17 protein-coding genes and 1 riboswitch are annotated in these 15,575 nt (G+C 67.2%); of the genes, 7 read left to right on the top strand and 10 right to left on the bottom strand.

Features of this window, described 5'->3' with window-relative positions; genetic code table 11:
- Positions 1-72 precede the first annotated feature (72 nt).
- Entirely contained in the window at positions 73-681 is a 609-nt protein-coding gene (locus tag ACYVLQ_RS09625) for a hypothetical protein (RefSeq protein ID WP_460697053.1), read from the top strand.
- On the opposite strand, the gene ACYVLQ_RS09620 is transcribed toward ACYVLQ_RS09625, so the two are convergent.
- The 3 genes from ACYVLQ_RS09620 to ACYVLQ_RS09610 are packed head-to-tail and all read right to left on the bottom strand — an operon-like array spanning position 665 to position 1,475.
- On the bottom strand, positions 665-1,012 hold the full coding sequence (locus ACYVLQ_RS09620; RefSeq protein ID WP_460697052.1) for a hypothetical protein: 348 nt from the start codon (positions 1,010-1,012) through the stop codon (positions 665-667). The genes ACYVLQ_RS09625 and ACYVLQ_RS09620 overlap by 17 nt on opposite strands.
- Positions 1,009-1,212 (bottom strand): hypothetical protein, encoded by a 204-nt coding sequence (locus ACYVLQ_RS09615; protein ID WP_460697051.1) that lies wholly within the window; start codon positions 1,210-1,212, stop codon positions 1,009-1,011. Before ACYVLQ_RS09615 ends, ACYVLQ_RS09620 begins: the two co-directional genes overlap by 4 nt.
- Positions 1,203-1,475 (bottom strand): hypothetical protein, encoded by a 273-nt coding sequence (locus ACYVLQ_RS09610; protein WP_460697050.1) that lies wholly within the window; start codon positions 1,473-1,475, stop codon positions 1,203-1,205. Before ACYVLQ_RS09610 ends, ACYVLQ_RS09615 begins: the two co-directional genes overlap by 10 nt.
- Positions 1,476-1,828: 353 nt before the next feature.
- Between ACYVLQ_RS09610 and ACYVLQ_RS09605 the strand changes: the two genes are divergently transcribed.
- Together ACYVLQ_RS09605 and ACYVLQ_RS09600 are read left to right on the top strand one after the other, a co-directional pair.
- Positions 1,829-2,722 carry a helix-turn-helix domain-containing protein gene (locus ACYVLQ_RS09605; RefSeq protein WP_460697049.1) on the top strand — a complete coding sequence of 298 codons (894 nt, stop codon included), beginning with the start codon at positions 1,829-1,831 and terminating at the stop codon, positions 2,720-2,722.
- A 23-nt stretch (positions 2,723-2,745) separates the two neighbouring features.
- Positions 2,746-2,952: a DUF397 domain-containing protein gene (locus ACYVLQ_RS09600; protein ID WP_460697048.1), complete on the top strand. Its 207-nt coding sequence runs from the start codon at positions 2,746-2,748 to the stop codon at positions 2,950-2,952.
- A 418-nt stretch (positions 2,953-3,370) separates the two neighbouring features.
- On the opposite strand, the gene ACYVLQ_RS09595 is transcribed toward ACYVLQ_RS09600, so the two are convergent.
- The 5 genes from ACYVLQ_RS09595 to ACYVLQ_RS09575 form a co-directional block, all read right to left on the bottom strand.
- A complete protein-coding gene (locus ACYVLQ_RS09595) occupies positions 3,371-4,117 on the bottom strand; it encodes a succinate dehydrogenase/fumarate reductase iron-sulfur subunit (protein ID WP_460697047.1) in 747 nt (248 codons plus the stop codon).
- 2 nt (positions 4,118-4,119) lie between these two features.
- Positions 4,120-6,063: a fumarate reductase/succinate dehydrogenase flavoprotein subunit gene (locus ACYVLQ_RS09590; RefSeq protein WP_460697046.1), complete on the bottom strand. Its 1,944-nt coding sequence runs from the start codon at positions 6,061-6,063 to the stop codon at positions 4,120-4,122.
- A 45-nt stretch (positions 6,064-6,108) separates the two neighbouring features.
- Entirely contained in the window at positions 6,109-6,939 is an 831-nt protein-coding gene (locus tag ACYVLQ_RS09585; RefSeq protein ID WP_460697045.1) for a hypothetical protein, read from the bottom strand.
- A 475-nt stretch (positions 6,940-7,414) separates the two neighbouring features.
- On the bottom strand, positions 7,415-7,705 hold the full coding sequence (locus ACYVLQ_RS09580; protein ID WP_460697044.1) for a hypothetical protein: 291 nt from the start codon (positions 7,703-7,705) through the stop codon (positions 7,415-7,417).
- A gap of 145 nt (positions 7,706-7,850) precedes the next feature.
- A complete protein-coding gene (locus ACYVLQ_RS09575; protein ID WP_460697043.1) occupies positions 7,851-8,810 on the bottom strand; it encodes an alpha/beta fold hydrolase in 960 nt (319 codons plus the stop codon).
- Between the two features lie 268 nt (positions 8,811-9,078).
- On the opposite strand from ACYVLQ_RS09575, the gene ACYVLQ_RS09570 reads away from it, so the two are divergent.
- Positions 9,079-10,224: an epoxide hydrolase family protein gene (locus tag ACYVLQ_RS09570; protein ID WP_460697042.1), complete on the top strand. Its 1,146-nt coding sequence runs from the start codon at positions 9,079-9,081 to the stop codon at positions 10,222-10,224.
- 84 nt (positions 10,225-10,308) lie between these two features.
- Here ACYVLQ_RS09570 and ACYVLQ_RS09565 read toward each other — a convergent pair whose 3' ends face one another.
- Both ACYVLQ_RS09565 and ACYVLQ_RS09560 read right to left on the bottom strand, forming a co-directional pair.
- Positions 10,309-12,264 carry an acyl-CoA dehydrogenase family protein gene (locus tag ACYVLQ_RS09565; RefSeq protein WP_460697041.1) on the bottom strand — a complete coding sequence of 652 codons (1,956 nt, stop codon included), beginning with the start codon at positions 12,262-12,264 and terminating at the stop codon, positions 10,309-10,311.
- Between the two features lie 157 nt (positions 12,265-12,421).
- A complete protein-coding gene (locus ACYVLQ_RS09560; RefSeq protein ID WP_460697040.1) occupies positions 12,422-13,609 on the bottom strand; it encodes an AAA family ATPase in 1,188 nt (395 codons plus the stop codon).
- Between the two features lie 165 nt (positions 13,610-13,774).
- Between ACYVLQ_RS09560 and ACYVLQ_RS09555 the strand changes: the two genes are divergently transcribed.
- The 3 genes from ACYVLQ_RS09555 (at position 13,775) to ACYVLQ_RS09545 (ending at position 15,562) form a co-directional block, all read left to right on the top strand.
- Positions 13,775-14,038 (top strand): hypothetical protein, encoded by a 264-nt coding sequence (locus tag ACYVLQ_RS09555; RefSeq protein ID WP_460697039.1) that lies wholly within the window; start codon positions 13,775-13,777, stop codon positions 14,036-14,038.
- A gap of 239 nt (positions 14,039-14,277) precedes the next feature.
- Positions 14,278-14,441: riboswitch (cyclic di-AMP (ydaO/yuaA leader) on the top strand.
- A gap of 16 nt (positions 14,442-14,457) precedes the next feature.
- Entirely contained in the window at positions 14,458-15,117 is a 660-nt protein-coding gene (locus ACYVLQ_RS09550) for a C40 family peptidase (protein WP_460697038.1), read from the top strand.
- A 40-nt stretch (positions 15,118-15,157) separates the two neighbouring features.
- Positions 15,158-15,562, top strand: a complete 405-nt coding sequence (locus tag ACYVLQ_RS09545) for an RNA-binding S4 domain-containing protein (RefSeq protein WP_460697037.1) — start codon at positions 15,158-15,160, stop codon at positions 15,560-15,562.
- Positions 15,563-15,575: the final 13 nt, after the last annotated feature.

Raw genomic sequence — 15,575 nt, 5'->3', positions numbered from 1 at the left:
GTCGTTCGCTGTATCTCGCCACCGGGCGTTACCGAGCCCGGAGAATAAAACGTATAAAAAGGATAACAGAGGATGAAGCTCGGCACGTTCGCCGCCACCGCCCTCATGGTCGTCGCCGCTGTGGGGATCACTGCGGGAACCGTGAATGCCAGTCCGGCCACCCCCGATCGAGAACTCGCGTCGTCCGGAGTCGACCAGGGAGTCGGCTACCGCGCCACACTGTCCGAGGACGATCGCGTCCTGACCACCGTCGTCGACAACGGCAGGTTCGAGACCGTCGCCGACGGCTCCCGGGTCGTCCTGCGCTCGGCCGCCGACACCGTAATCGCCGAGGTCCCACTGACTTTCGACGTCAAGGGACACCGGCTGCCCGTCGCCCAGCAGATCAGCGCGGACGGCCGCACCCTGTCGCTCACCCCGCGGGTGACCGCCGCCGATATCGGCGAGATGCAGCCGATCGACCCCATGGGTCGGCTCGTCACCGAACTCAACAAGAACGTCGTCGGGATGGTGGTCGGTGGCGTGCTGGGCGGCCTGATCGGGGCCGTCCTCGGCATGTTCTTCCTGAGCTGGCTCACCGGACCGATCGGCTTGCTCGTCGGTGCGCTGGCCGGTGGCGCGATCATGGGCGGGCAGCCGTTCGTCGACGCGCTGGCGGGCATGGTCACCGGAGTGGGCTGACTCCTGCCGCCGCCCTGCACGATTCGTCGATCATGCGCTCCCCGACCAGTGCGATCCGGACGCTGAGCAGCCATCCGGCGAACCAGAGCAGTAGCCGGTCGTAACGGTCGAGGCCCCGATGCGCGCGACGGCGCCGAATTCCTCTGCGCCGCACGGGTGCGGCGTGCCGGGGCCGCCCGGTGCGGGCCACCACCAGCGGCGGCGCCTGCCGCCCGGGTGCGATGGCGTGCCGGGCCGGGCCGCCGTGCTGACCAGCGGCGTGCCGGGCCTTGGTGCGCTCGCGGGGAGGCGCCAGCCGCACCACCTTCCGCCCGTGCGCGGGGGCCGTCATGGCAGCGCCCGTTCGTCGAGGACGCAGCGGCCCGACTCGACCAGCACGGTCCGTGCGCGGCGCCGCACCCGGCAGGTGTCGACCGTGCAATCTATGTGCAACTGCATTGCGGCGTGGGCCTGTTCGGCGTCCAGGACGCCCGGATCGCTCCCGCAGCGCAGGAGTCCGGCAACCGGGAGATGCAGACTGGTCAGTTGCATGCCGGCACCTCCCAGGGCTGCTGATGAATAGCCATACCCACGGCTTCCATGGGTGTCAGGCCGACCTCGTCGGCGAGGCCGCCGACGGCGTGTAGCAGGGATGGCACCACCTCGGCAACCTGCAGTGCGGCCACCGCCTGCGTGCAGGTCAGGGTGCGGCCGGGCAGATAGGACACCACCCACCCGGCCTGTCCGACGCTGCGGGCGCGGTGCGGGGTTAGATCGCTGGTCATCAACGACGATCCGATGACGTGTACAGCCATGACTCCTCGTTCCTGCGTGCGATTCCTGAAGGGCGCCCGGATGTCTCAGGAGGTAGAAAGGGGTCGAGCACTGCGATGCGACCGTCGAGCTCCGGCCGCGCCATCCCCTTGCATCCAGCTCCGAGCACACTTCCAGCATCCACCAACTGGACGTTCGCCAAGCCCGATTTGGATATCCACAGAGAATTCGCGCGAATCTCCAGCAGCGAATCCACCTGGGGGAGCAAGATTCTCCATAGTGGACGAAAGGCTCCCTGCCGAGGCGATGGGCGGGTCGGGGTGGGGGCTCGCGGGCCAGACACCCGACCCGTCGCAGTCGAACCGACAGGCATCCGAAGAGAACGGAGTGCGCTGTGTCTGAGAGTTCTGCGAACACGTCGTCGACCCTCCCCCGTCGCCAGCTCGGAAGATACCTGCGGGACTGGCGAACTCAGGCGGGTCTGACCATCGCCGAGGCCGCGCGGCTGATGGAGTGGGGTGCCAGCACCCTGCAGCGCCTGGAGAAGGGCCAGGCAGATCGCATCCGCACCATAGACATTCAGGAACTGTGCCGTATCTACGGCATCCCCGACGACATCGCCGAGGGCCTCAAGGGCCTGGCCCAACAGGCCGCCGTCAAGAGCTGGTGGCACGCCTACGGCGACCTCATCCCCGAAAACTTCGACGTCTACGTGGGTTTGGAGGCCTCGGCACACCGGCTGACGGCCTCCCAGACCGAGTTGGTCCCTGGCCTGTTGCAGACCGCCGACTACGCGCGGGCGCTGAACCTGCTCGGCTTTCCCGACGACAGCGAGGCCGAACTGGAGCGCCGCGTGCAGCTGCGACTTCAGCGCCAGGCCTTGATAACTCGCAAGAACCAGCCCGCGACCGTGGATGTGGTGCTCGGTGAATCGGTCTTGCGTCGCGTCGTCGGAAGTGCAAGGGTGATGGCGGCGCAGCTGCGGCACCTGGCCGACTTGAGCACTCGGGACAATGTCACGCTGCGCGTCCTGCCCTTCGCAGCCGGTGTGCCCCTGGGCCTTTCGACCGGCCCGTTCGTGATTCTCGAGTTCGGAAACGACAGCAAGGGGCAGCCGGTGGAGCCGCCGGTGGTGTACGTGGAGGGCTTCACCGGCGATCTGTATCTCGAAAGACCAGGCGACGTGCGGCGGTATCGGCGGGCGCACGAGGGTCTGTTGCGCTGTGCGCTGGACGTCCCGACAAGTAGGAACCTGCTGCGGCAGGTCGCTAAGGAATACATGGCATGAGTCGCGCTCCGAGAGGACACAGGATGAGCAGTGAGTTGGTCGGTGCCCATTGGTTCAAGAGCAGTCGCAGCGGTGCCGGTAAGGAATGCGTCGAGGTCGCGTTCCTGGCCGGTGGGCTAGTCGGCGTACGCGACAGCAAGAACCCCGGCGGTCCCGCGTTGATCTTCGGCCCGAACGAGTGGACCGGTTTCGTCGAGGGTGTGCGCGACGGTCGAGTCGACCGGGCCTGACCATCTCGCGGGCGGGTCGCTTCGTCGTTCGGCCGGGCGACCCGCCACCCTGTCCGCGGAAGATCACGAATCGGTGGCCGTTGTGCAACGAACGGATGTTTGCCTGCGCAAAGGACGGGTACCCAACATTTTGTGGACCGTGGGATCAGGAACGCCACGCCCCGGTACCGCAAGCTGCTTCCCGGCGATTGGGTGGAACGTCTGATCGTAGGTCTGCTCTTCGCGGTGTCCGCGGGGGGCGTATATGTGTTGACCGGGGCCGTGTTGTCGGCCTTGCTGGTCGGCATACTGGTCGCGGTGGTCGCCATAGGCGTAGTGACACAGCTCTAACCGGCATGCACCGCAACCCGGCACGCAACTCGAACCGAGCACGCAACTCGAACCCGGCACGGAGTGCCGGGTCTCGGCCCGTTGTCGACTAGCGGCGGAAGAGTTTGTTGCCCAGCCAGACGATCGGGTCGTACTTCTTGTCGACTACGCGTTCCTTCATCGGGATGAGGGCGTTATCGGTGATCTTGATGTGTTCGGGGCATACCTCGGTGCAGCACTTGGTGATATTGCAATAGCCGAGGCCGAAATCCTCCTGGGCCATGTCGCGGCGGTCGGCCACATCCAGGGGATGCATTTCCAGCTCCGCGATCCGCATCAGGTAGCGGGGGCCCGCGAAGGCCTCCTTGTTGTCCTCGTGATCGCGCACCACGTGGCAGGTGTTCTGGCACAGAAAACATTCGATGCATTTGCGGAACTCCTGCGAGCGCTCGACGTCGCGCTGCTGCATCCGGTACTCGCCCGGCTTCAGGTCCGCGGGCGGCGTGAACGAGGGGATCTCGCGCGCCTTCTTGTAATTCAGCGATACGTCCGTCACCAGGTCGCGGACGATCGGAAAGGTGCGCAGCGGCGTCACCGTGATCACCTCGTCCGCCTGGAAGGTCGACATCCGCGTCATGCACAGCAGCCGCGGGCGGCCGTTGATCTCCGCCGAGCAGGATCCGCACTTACCGGCCTTGCAGTTCCAGCGCACCGCCAGATCGGGCGCCTGGGTGGCCTGCAGGCGGTGGATGATGTCGAGCACGACCTCGCCCTCGTTCACCTCGACAGTGAAGTCCTGCAGGTCGCCACCGTCGGTGTCGCCGCGCCATACTCGGAACCGGGCGTCGTAACCCATTGCTACGCATCCCCTTTCGCGGAGGGGCCCGTCGCCGACGGATGTCCGGCGAGTTCCTCCGAGGTGTAATACTTTTCGAGCTCGCTCAGATCGAACAGGGCGAGCAGTTCGGCGCGCATCGGCGCCTGCTCGGCCGGTGTCACCGTCACCGCGGGCACCGTCTGGCCCACTTCGTCCGGATCCGTGCGGCACACCAGCAGCGTGTGTCGCCAGGTGGGGTCCATCTGCGGGTGGTCGTCGCGGGTGTGGCCGCCCCGGCTCTCGGTGCGCAGCAGCGCCGCCTGCGCCACGCATTCACTGACCAGCAGCATGTTGCGCAGGTCCACGGCGAGATGCCAGCCGGGGTTGAACTGCCGGTGGCCCTCTACGGTGACGTTGTCGTAGCGCTCGCGCAGTTCGGCGAGCCGCTCGATCGCCTGCCGCAGCTCGTGTTCCTTGCGGATGATGCCGACCAGGTCGTTCATCGCCTGCTGCATATCGGTGTGCAGGGTATAGGGATTCTCGCCCGGGCCGCTGCTCGGCGGATCGAACGGCACCAGAGCGGTTTTCGCGGCCTCGGCGATATCCGCGTCGGCAACGGCCGGGCGCTCGTCGCCGAGTTGCTCGACATAGGTGGCGGCGCCGAGCCCGGCCCGCCGCCCGAACACCAACAGATCCGACAGCGAGTTGCCGCCCAGCCGGTTGGACCCGTGCATGCCGCCGGAACACTCACCGGCCGCGAACAGGCCGGGAACGGTGGCGGCGCCGGTGTCGGGATCGACCTCCACCCCGCCCATCACGTAGTGACAAGTGGGACCGACCTCCATCGGCTCCTTCGTGATGTCCACGTCCGCGAGTTCTTTGAACTGGTGGTGCATGGACGGCAGCCGCCGCATGATCTCCGCGGCGGGCATCCGGGAGGCGATATCGAGGTAGACGCCGCCGTGCGGGGTGCCGCGGCCCGCCTTGACCTCTTCGTTGATGGCGCGGGCCACCTCGTCGCGCGGCAGCAGATCCGGTGTGCGGCGCGCGGAATCGTTGTCGCGCAACCACTGATCGGCCTCGTCCTCGGTTTCGGCGTACTGTCCCTTGAACACCGGGGGGATGTAGTCGAACATGAACCGCTTGCCCTCGGTGTTCTTCAGCACCCCGCCGTCGCCGCGCACGCCCTCGGTGACGAGGATGCCCTTCACGCTGGGCGGCCAGACCATACCGGTCGGATGGAACTGCAGGAACTCCATATTGATCAGCGTCGCCCCAGCGCGCAGCGCCAGCGCGTGCCCGTCGCCGGTGTACTCCCAGGAGTTCGAGGTCACCTTGTAGGACTTGCCGATTCCGCCCGTGGCCAGCACCACCGCCGGGGTCTCGAACAGGACGAACCGGCCCGACTCCCGCCAGTACCCGAACGCACCGGAGATGCGGTCGCCGTCCTTCAGCAGATCGGTGATCGTGCACTCGGCGAACACCTTGATGCGCGACTCGTAGTCGCCGGTCTCCGCGAAGTCCTCCTGCTGCAGCGAGACGATCTTCTGCTGCATGGTGCGGATGATCTCGAGACCGGTACGGTCGCCGACGTGTGCCAGCCGGGGGTAGGTGTGGCCGCCGAAGTTGCGCTGGCTGATCCGGCCGTCGGCGGTCCGATCGAACAGCGCCCCATAGGTTTCCAGCTCCCAGACCCGCTCCGGGGCCTCCTGGGCGTGCAGTTCGGCCATGCGCCAGTTGTTGAGGAACTTGCCGCCCCGCATCGTGTCCTTGAAATGCGTTTGCCAGCTGTCCTTTTCGTTGGCGTTGCCCATGGACGCGGCGCAGCCGCCCTCGGCCATCACGGTGTGCGCCTTGCCGAACAGCGACTTGCACACCACCGCCACCGACAGCCCGTGCTCGCGGGCCTCGATGACCGCGCGTAGTCCGGCGCCGCCGGCACCGATCACGACGACGTCGTACTTGTGCCGTTCGACTTCAGGCATGGAACCGAATACTCCTGGGGGACGGGGTGTTTGGGAGTCTGGGGATCAATTGACGAACCGCAGATCGGAGATGGCGCCGCTGGCGACGAGCATGACGTAGAAGTCGGTGAGCATCAGCGTGCCCAGCGTAGTCCACGCCAGCGCCATGTGGCGGGTGTTCAACCGCGACACCTGGGTCCAGAACCAGTAGCGGACCGGGTGCGCGGAGAAGTGCTTGAGCCGACCGCCCGCGATGTGGCGACAGGAGTGACACGACAGCGTGTAGGCCCACAGCAGCACCACATTCACCAGCAGCACGAGGTTGCCGAGGCCGAAGCCGAAGCCACCCGACTTGCCGTGGAAGGCGACGATCGCGTCGTAGGTGTTGACCACCGAGACGATGCACGCGACATAGAAGAAGTAGCGGTGCACGTTCTGGATGATCAGCGGAAGCCGCGTCTCCCCCGTGTATTTCGCGTGCGGTTCGGCCACCGCGCAGGCGGGCGGGGAGAACCACACCGCACGGTAGTAGGCCTTGCGGTAGTAGTAGCAGGTCAGCCGGAACAGCAGCAGGAAGGGCAGCACCAGGAACCCCAGCGGGATCCACATCGGGAGCTCGCCCACCCAGTGGCCGAAGTGCGCGGAGCCCTCCACGCACGAGGTGCTCACGCAGGGTGAGTAGAACGGCGTCAGATAGTGGTAGTCGGCCACCCAATACGCCGACCGCACAAAGGCTCTCACGGTCGCGTAGATGATGAACGCGGACAGCCCCAGCACGGTGATCAGCGGCGGCAGCCACCAGCGGTCGGTGCGTAGCGTCCGCGCCGCGATGGCCGCGCGGCCGAGGCCGAATACTCCCGTGCCCGAATCGGGCGTGCGTGTAGGTGCGGCACTCACTGCAGGATGCCTCGCTGATCTACCCCGTGGAACGTCATCGTTACCTCCGGCATCGGATGTGATGGTGAGCACCATACGGCACCCCTGCTATGACCGGTGCCCGGTCGCGGCAATATCACCCCGCCTCGACAGCTATGATTTGCGACACATTTTCTGATCATGTGGCGTGGCGGGCTCGACAGTGAACCGTAAGCAAACCTCATGAACTGTGCTGGACCACAGCACCTTCGAGCCATGTCCGGAAGCGGCGTGTTCAGGCCGCATCCGCGCCGGTCGGGCCGTCACATGCCAGCAACAACACTGGGGTGCGCTGCTCCCCCCGCGGATGACCGCGGTCGCGGCGGACGCCCGAATCCGAGTGTGCCCCGGGAATGCGCGACGGTTGCGCGCCGTGGCATGTGCACGGCGTTGCGGCGCCCGCGAGTTCGGGCCGCGAACTGGGCTACCCCGGCTCGCGGCTGAACAGAGCTGTGGACTACTTGGTGCGGGGGCGGGAGTGGAAGCCCAGGCCCTCGTCCTGCGCGCCCATCCAGGCGGCCTCGTCGGACTTGCTGTCCGGGACGTAGATGGTGTCCTGTGCGCGGCGCGTGGCGACCTCCGGCGGGGGCGACTTCTCGAACTCGTCGGCGTCGATGGCGAGCCGCTCGAGGTCGTTCTCCAGGCGCCGCACCGAATTGGAGTCGCCGTAGTGGGACCGCAGTGCGCCGATGCACTGCCGGAGCTGTCCGACCGCGAAGTGCAACTCCGCAATCTCGCTGCGTGTCATCGAAACCCTCCTCGAGCCCTGTGACTGACCACACATCGTGATCTACAACACAGTACGTGATCTTTTCCGACCTGGCTCGTCCGAATTCGAAAAAGGCACATTTACCTTGGATTCGCGGGGTTGTGGAGCCGGGCGGGATGCGGCCTCAGCCCGCGACCGCGTACGCTTTTACGCCGCTCACGGTCGTGACGGCCCGGTCGACCAGGGCGGCGACCGCGGCCGCCACCTCGTCGGCGCGTTCGAGGATGACACTGTGGCCCGCACCGTCGAGGCGGACCAGTTCGGCCCCGCCGAGCTGCGAGGCCAGCACCACCGAGTGCGCGAACGGGATCATGATGTCGGCCGAACCGGCCAGCACCAGCGCGGGCAGATCGGCCAGCAGCCGCAGCGTCGGGGTCTCGTCGAAGCGGATCAGCGAGTCCAGGAAGCTGGCCATGGTCAGCAGCGGCGTGTCGTTGAGCATCGCCGTCGCGACGGCGACCATGCGCGGGCTCACCCGGCGGGCTCCGAAGCCCGCGTCGCGCACGATCGGCTCGAAGATGCGGCGGCTCAGCCGTTTCGACGCCTGCATCACCCGCGGCGCGCGCCGCACCGCCAGCTGCAGCGAGGAGACCGCCCGCCGGTTCAGAAAACGGGCGAGGCCGACGGTGGTCAGGCCGCCTGCCGCCCCGGCGAGCAGGCCGATCCCGATGATCCGGGCTCCGATCGCCGCCGGGAACAGACGGGCGTAGGCGAGCACCACCATCGCTCCCATCGAATGCCCCACGAGCACAACGGGACCCGCCGCCGCCACGGCGCGCAGCACGGAGTCGAGATCGTGCCCGAGCTGATCGATGGTGTAGGTGGCCGGATCGGCGGCGCCCGACTCGCCGTGACCGCGATGGTCGTAGAACACCATGCGGGTGTCCTCGCCCCACTGCCGATACAGCTGCTCGCGCAGGAACCACCAGGATTCGGTGCGCAGGCAGTGGCCGTGCACGAACACCACGGTCAACGGCGCGGTGGGCGAGCCGAATACGCGCACGGCGAGTGTGGTGCCGTCGTCGGCGCTGACGGTGACACGGTGGCCGTCGTAGTCGGCGGCGCGAAATGCGATCGTGGACATAACGTCCCCCTCGGGAGTCCGCTCTTGCCCGGTTGTCGATAGAGATTTCCAGCGCGTTAACCGCTCGAACCTGGCGTTATGCAGGTGTTGCCAAACCGCCCGTCTCTCCGCGATCTTCGAGCGGCGGTGGGTGTTCCGAGGTCGTCAGCAGAATCTAGGAAAGTCTAGTTCTTGGTCGAGATAGAGGTATCTATTGGTTTCGAGGATTCTGCCGAGTTCGTTCTATCTAGGACATGAATGGTCCTAGATGGCTCTTAGGGTTCTGGTCATGAGCTTCGAGAGCACAGAGATTCGCCCCTTCCGCATCGCCATTCCGCAGACCGATCTGGATGACCTGCGGCGACGGCTGGCCGAGACGCGGTGGGCGCCACAGCTTCCCGGCGTGGGGCGCGAGCGCGGCGTGCCCGTCGCAGAGCTGCGGGCGTTGGCGCAGTACTGGCGGTCCGAGTTCGATTGGCGGGCGCAGGAGGCGCGGCTCAACGAGTTCCCGCAGTTCCGCACCGAAATCGACGGTACCGACGTGCATTTCCTGCATGTGCGCTCGGGCGAGCCGGAGGCGTTGCCGCTGGTGCTCAATCATGGCTGGCCCAACTCGTTCGTGGAGTTCATGGAGCTGATCGGCAGGCTGACCGATCCCCGCGCGCACGGCGACGATCCGGCTCGGGCCTTTCACGTGGTGGTGCCGTCGGTGCCCGGCTACGGCTTCTCCGCGGCGCCGCGCGATACCGACTGGAGCGCCGAACGGGTCGCCGGGATGTGGGTCGAGCTGATGGCCCGGCTCGGTTACGGCCGCTACGGCGTGCAGGGCGGTGACTTCGGCAGCTATGTCGCCACGGCGATGGCCGCGGCGGCGCCCGATCGCGTGACGGGCCTGTATATCACCGGCGGCCTGGGCTTTCCGACGCCGCAGGACCTGCCGGAGCTGACCGACGCGGAACGCGCGACCTACCAGGCGCTCATGTCGGCGGACTGGATGAACGGCGTCGACCACCATGCGCTGTTGCGTTCGGCGCCGCAGACCTTCTCCTACGGCTGGAACGACTCGCCGGTCGCGGCGCTGGGCTGGATGTTGCAGAAGTTCCACGACTTCAGCGCCGCCGGGGCGCTCGACGAGGCGATCGACCGCGATGCGCTGCTGACCAATGCCAGCCTCTACTGGTTCACCGAGACGTTCGGCACCTCGGCCTGGTCCTATTACGCGACAGGCGAATTCGCCTGGCCGACGGGTTCGGCGACGGTACCGACCGGCGTGTACAGCGGCGACGCCCCCAGCATCCGCAGGCTCGCCGAGCGCACCGCGAAGATCGTGCACTGGCCGCAGGGCAATCCGGCGGGGCATCACTTCATCGCGATGGATCGGCCCGATGCGTACGCCACCGACCTGCGAACCTTCTTCGGCGTCGTCGACGGATAGAGCTTGCGATGAGAATCTACGGCTAGCTAGTCATCCAGCTAGATAGCCATAGATTTTCATATCCTCCGGTCGGCGTCCGGAGTCCTACGGCGCCGCCTCCGTGCGGGTCGACGGCAGGAACGGGGCCAGCAGATTCTCCTCGGTGGACGGCCCGAACTGCCATTCGGCGATCCACGGACCGGTGCCCTCGCTGGGATCGAGCACGCCCGTCTCCAGCCACTGGTAGCGGCCGTCGAGTACGCCGCGGGCGACCGCGGTGTCGGCGTCGTCGGTGTTGTCCCACAGCGCGTCGAACAGCCGCTGCACCCGCAGGCGGGCCTGTCGGCAGAAGGTGTCGGCCAGTTCCTCCGCCGCGGCGCCCTCCGGGCCGCCTTCCACCCGCAGCGCCTGCGCGCGCACACACGCCGCCGAGATCGCGAACAGCTCGGCCCCGATATCGACGACTCGGCCCAGGAAGCCCTGCCGGTACTCGAGTTTCGCCTGCCAGCGGCCCATCGCGTACATCAGCGCCCGCGCCTGCTTGCGCGACATCCGCTCGACGAAGCGCAGATGCTTTGCCAGCGGGCCGAATTCGTTGTAAGTGGCGGGGACCGAGCCGCGGCCGACCGCCAGCTGCGGGAACCACTTGGCATAGAAGCCGGTGGCCCCGACCGCCGCCTTCGCCTTGTCCTTGAACTCGGCGTTCCGGTCGACCAGCGCGCCTGCGGCCGTCATGTGCGCATCGGCCATCTCGCGGGCGATCAGCAGGCGCATGATCTCGCTGGAACCCTCGAAGATCCGGTTGATCCGCAGGTCGCGCAGCAATTGTTCGGCATTCACGGCACGTTCGCCGCGCGCCCGCAGCGACGCCGCGGTCTCGTAGCCGCGCCCGCCGCGGATCTGCACCAGTTCGTCGGCGATCTCGCAACTCCTCTCGGAGGCCCACAGCTTCGCCAGCGCCGCCTCGATGCGGATGTCGTTGCGGTCCTCGTCGCACATAGTGCCGGACAGGTCCAGCGCCGCCTCGAGTGCGAAAGTCGTCGCGGCGATGAAGGACAGCTTCGAGCCGACGGCGCCGTGCTCGCCGACGGGCCGCCCCCACTGCACGCGGGTGGCGCTCCATTCACGGCCGATCTTCAGCGACCATTTGGCCGCCGCCGTGCACAGCGCGGGGATGGCCAGCCGACCGGCGTTGAGGGTGGTCAGCGCGATCTTGAGGCCGTCGCCCTCGCGGCCGATCAGGCTGCTCCTGGGCACCCGCACGTCATGCATGCGGGTGACGCCGTTCTCGATGCCGCGCAGGCCCATGAACGCGTTGCGCCGCTCCACGGTGATGCCCGGCGAATCCGCCTCGACCACGAAGGCGGAGATGCCGCCGCGGTGCCCCTCGCCGCGCGGCACCCGGGCCATCACGACCAGCAGTTCGGCCACGACACCGTTGGTGGTCCACAGCTTCACGCCGTTGAGTCGGTAGGCCTCGCCGTCCTCGGTCGGGGTGGCGGTGCTGGCCATGCGGGCCGGATCGGAGCCCACGTCGGGCTCGGTGAGCAGGAACGCGCTCACGGCGCCTTTCGCGCAGCGCGGCAGGAACTCTCGCTTCTGCTCGGGGGTGCCCGCCAGCTTCAGCGGCTCCGGCACGCCGATCGACTGGTGTGCCGACAGCAGCACGCCCAGGCTGGGATGGGCGGAGCCGACGATCATCAGCGCCTTGTTGTACCCGATTTGCGAAAGCCCTTGCCCGCCATACTCTTCGGGGATCTTGAGCCCAAAGCAGCCGAGTTCGGCCAGGCCCTTCACATAATCGGCGGGAATCTTCGATTCGGCCTCGATGACGGAGCCGTCGATGGTCTCCACATAGGCGCGCAGCCGCTTCAGATAGGCCTCGGTCTTGGCCGTGTCCTCGGCCGACGGCCGCGGATAGGGATGGATCAGATCGAGCCGGAACCGCCCGAGGAACATCTCCTTCGCGAACGACGGTTTGGCCCAGGTGGTTTCCCGAGATTCTTCGACGAGTGCGCGGGCCTGTTCTTCGGTGGCGTCGACTTTCGCGGTGGTCGCCATGATGCCCTCCATCGGACGTGATCAGAATCACATCCGAGTGTAGGAAACTTTGTTACTCGCCGGTAGGCCTGGAAGGCGACAGATCCGCACCGAAATCCGGATGATCTTGCTGCGCAACCCGCGCCACTCGCACTCGGCGGTTTGGCGATCCGGGTCGTTAGCTCGGGGTGGACCGGAGGTAACGTCCGAAGTGCGGCACCGTGAATCCGATCGTCCCGCGCTCCGCCGAGTAGATCAGCCCCTTCTTGATCAGCCCGTCGCGCGCCGGGGACAGTGACGCGGGCTTGCGGCCCAGCTCCTTGGCGACCGTGGCGGTGGCCACCGGACCGTCGTCGCCCGCCAGATCGGCCATGGCGCGCATGTATTCTCGCTCGGCCGGGGTGGCGCGCTCGTAGCGGGAACCGAAGAAGCCGACCGCCAACTCCTCCTCGGCGGCGGGCGCGGCGAGTTCCACGTCCTCGACGCCGATCGGGCTCTGCGCGGCGACATCCCAGGTGGCCTTGCCGTAGGCCTGCACGAAATACGGATAGCCGTCGGCCTTGTGGTACAGCACATCCAGCGCGGCCTCGGTGAACTCGACCTGCTCCCGCTCGGCCGGTGCGATCAGCGCCAGATCGGCGGAGGCGCGGTCCAGCCGGTCGATCCGGTGGTAGCCGAACAGCCGTTCCGAGTAGCTCTTCTGCGCCGACAGCACCGCGGGCAGATGCGGCAGGCCCGCCCCGACCACGATCAAGGGCGTGGCCTCCTGACTCAGTTCGTGGCAGGCGCCGCAGATCGCGGAGATGTCGGCGGGGCCCAGGTCCTGCATCTCGTCGATGAAGATCGCGATGCCGACGCCGATGTCGTGGGCCAGCTGCCCGGCCTCCATCAGCAGTTCGACGAGATCGATCTCGATATCGCCGGAGTCGGCGCGCCCGGTGACGGCCGGGACGTCGATGCCCGGCTGCCAGCGATCGCGCATGCCCTTATCGGCCGTGGCGCGCAGCGCGAAGGCCTTGAGAATGCCCAGGAAGTCGTCGACCATCTCCGGATTGCGATGTGCCACAGCGATCTGCCGCACCGCCATGTGCAGCGCCGAGGCCAGCGGGCGGCGCAGCTCCTGATCCGGCCGGGCCTCCATCTTGCCGGTGCCCCAGCCGCGCGAGCGGGCGGTCGAGCGAAGCTGGTTGAGCAGCACGGTCTTTCCGACTCCGCGCAGCCCGGTCAGCATCACGCTGCGCTCCGGTCGGCCGCGCGAGACGCGTTCGAGCACGATGTCGAAGGCGTCGAGCTGCTTGGCGCGACCGGCGAGTTCGGGGGGCCGCTGTCCGGCTCCGGGTGCATACGGATTCCGCACGGGGTCCATGCCCGTACACCGTAGCGCGTCGCAATCGGATTATGGGGACATCTATCGAATGTCCTAGAAATGACTATCGTTCGGCAGCGAGGTCGGGGATAGTCGACCACACCCTATGCCCGACTCTTTACGCTTGTCTTGTTCGCGAACCGGTCCCAGCGCAGGGAGAGGGTCATGTCGGAGGAGTCCATTCCCACTGTCGCCGAGGTGGTCGAGTCCTGGACCGTGCCGGAGAACGCTCCGGTCGCGGCACAGATCCGCAAAAACATCCTGGTGGCGATCGAGCGCGGTTACGACGATCCCCAACTGGTCGCCGATCTCGCGGTCGGCCCGCTGGTGATGGCGCTGGGCGAGCTCGAGATCGGGCTGGCCGATGCCCGGCGGCGAATCAGCGAGTTGGAGCAGGCGTTGGACGCGCGCGGCGGTTCGGAGAACTGAGTCGTCGGCCGGATTGTGTCGTCCAGTCCGGTAACGCCCGCGCTTCTCGGTTCGATAACACCGTTGTCCGAGTCGTTACCGCGCCGTGACCAACCGGCGTGAGCACGCGAAATCGCGAGTCGTCCTGGGGATTTGTGGACGGCGATCAAGACACGGCCGTGTGGGGTGGACAACACAGCCGGGTAGTCGTAATCTCTTCGTGACCGATGGAGTCAGTCGCTTCGCAGGCGGGGCGGCCCATCGCGTCGCCGCCTAATCGGAGGTCGGGTGGGCAGCCCGATCGCCGAGCCGGGGACCCATGTTTGTGGGGTGAATCCCCTTCGGCCACACGGCCGATGGGGTAGGGCCGATCTTCCCGGCCCGAACCCGTCAGCTAACCCGGTCGGCGGTGGGCAGGAAGAAACAGGAGACTCAGCTCGGTGGGTAAACACAGTTTGCAACGGGAATCTCGGCTCCCGAATTCCGTGAAGGGTGCGCTGGTTTTCGGCGCCGTCGCCGCTTCCACCGGCGCCATGCCGGCGATCTCGGCACAGGCAGCCACTATCAACGTCCCCGGCTTCGGCAACTTCGATGTGCCGGTCGGTCCGGAGTTCGATCAGCAGGTCGCTCAGGCCAACCAGGCCCTCGCCGACCATGCCGACCAGATCAAGGGCGCCCAGCAGGCGTTGTCGGCGCCGGCGATGCCCGCCCCGAATGCCGCTCCGTCGACGCCCGGCTTCATGCAGCAGCAGCTCACCCCCGCGGGTGAAGCGCTCGATGCGGCCAAGACCAAGATCGGTGCCCAGTATGTCTGGGGCGGCAACGGCCCGAACGGGTTCGACTGCTCCGGTCTGGTGAAGTGGGCCTACAAGCAGGTCGGCATCGACCTGCCGCGCACCAGCTTCGAGCAGTCGCACGTCGGTAAGCCGGTCGCCTACGAGGATCTGCAGCCCGGCGACCTGATCATCCAGAACGGCGGCGGCCACGTGGCCATGTACGCCGGCGACGGTCAGATCCTGCACGCGCCCCAGGCCGGCGACCCGGTCGAGTACGCGCACCTGAACCCCGACTCGATCGTCACCGCTCGCCGGGTCGGCTAGGTTCCGTCCCGCTCGGCGCGCGCGTAACCTATTCGCACGTATGCGCGGAGAGACGGATCAGCAACGGTCACAGCCCGGTACGGCCCGGGTCGATTCCTGGGTGTGGGCCGTGCGTTTGTTCAAGACCCGCTCGGCGGCCGCTGCCGCCTGTCGGGGTGGGCATGTCCGCGTCAACGGCGTCGCGGTCAAACCCGCACATCAGATCAAGCCCGGCGACGAGGTTCGCGTCCGTGTCAACGGAGTCGAGCGCATAGTCGTCGTGGAGCGAATCATTCTCAAACGGGTAGGCGCGGCTATCGCCGTCCAATGCCTGATCGATAAGTCTCCGCCCCCGCCTGCCCCTGAAATCGTCGCCTCCATGCCCCGCCGCGATCGCGGCACCGGCCGCCCCACCAAACGCGAACGGCGCGAAACGGACCGGCTACTCGGCCGCACTCCGGATTGACCGTCGGCGTCCT

The organism is Nocardia thraciensis (assembly GCF_054782435.1).
Note: the sequence above shows the minus strand (reverse complement) of the source record. Positions and strands in the feature narration are given on the sequence as shown.

Excerpts from the sequence above, each read along its gene's own strand:
- ACYVLQ_RS09625 (WP_460697053.1), top strand. The coding sequence starts at position 73 with ATGAAGCTCGGCACGTTCGCCGCCACCGCCCTCATGGTCGTCGCCGCT.
- ACYVLQ_RS09620 (WP_460697052.1), bottom strand. The coding sequence starts at position 1,012 with ATGACGGCCCCCGCGCACGGGCGGAAGGTGGTGCGGCTGGCGCCTCCC.
- ACYVLQ_RS09615 (WP_460697051.1), bottom strand. The coding sequence starts at position 1,212 with ATGCAACTGACCAGTCTGCATCTCCCGGTTGCCGGACTCCTGCGCTGC.
- ACYVLQ_RS09610 (WP_460697050.1), bottom strand. The coding sequence starts at position 1,475 with ATGGCTGTACACGTCATCGGATCGTCGTTGATGACCAGCGATCTAACC.
- ACYVLQ_RS09600 (WP_460697048.1), top strand. The coding sequence starts at position 2,746 with ATGAGCAGTGAGTTGGTCGGTGCCCATTGGTTCAAGAGCAGTCGCAGC.
- ACYVLQ_RS09595 (WP_460697047.1), bottom strand. The coding sequence starts at position 4,117 with ATGGGTTACGACGCCCGGTTCCGAGTATGGCGCGGCGACACCGACGGT.
- ACYVLQ_RS09590 (WP_460697046.1), bottom strand. The coding sequence starts at position 6,063 with ATGCCTGAAGTCGAACGGCACAAGTACGACGTCGTCGTGATCGGTGCC.
- ACYVLQ_RS09580 (WP_460697044.1), bottom strand. The coding sequence starts at position 7,705 with ATGACACGCAGCGAGATTGCGGAGTTGCACTTCGCGGTCGGACAGCTC.
- ACYVLQ_RS09575 (WP_460697043.1), bottom strand. The coding sequence starts at position 8,810 with ATGTCCACGATCGCATTTCGCGCCGCCGACTACGACGGCCACCGTGTC.
- ACYVLQ_RS09570 (WP_460697042.1), top strand. The coding sequence starts at position 9,079 with ATGAGCTTCGAGAGCACAGAGATTCGCCCCTTCCGCATCGCCATTCCG.
- ACYVLQ_RS09565 (WP_460697041.1), bottom strand. The coding sequence starts at position 12,264 with ATGGCGACCACCGCGAAAGTCGACGCCACCGAAGAACAGGCCCGCGCA.
- ACYVLQ_RS09560 (WP_460697040.1), bottom strand. The coding sequence starts at position 13,609 with ATGGACCCCGTGCGGAATCCGTATGCACCCGGAGCCGGACAGCGGCCC.
- ACYVLQ_RS09555 (WP_460697039.1), top strand. The coding sequence starts at position 13,775 with ATGTCGGAGGAGTCCATTCCCACTGTCGCCGAGGTGGTCGAGTCCTGG.
- ACYVLQ_RS09545 (WP_460697037.1), top strand. The coding sequence starts at position 15,158 with ATGCGCGGAGAGACGGATCAGCAACGGTCACAGCCCGGTACGGCCCGG.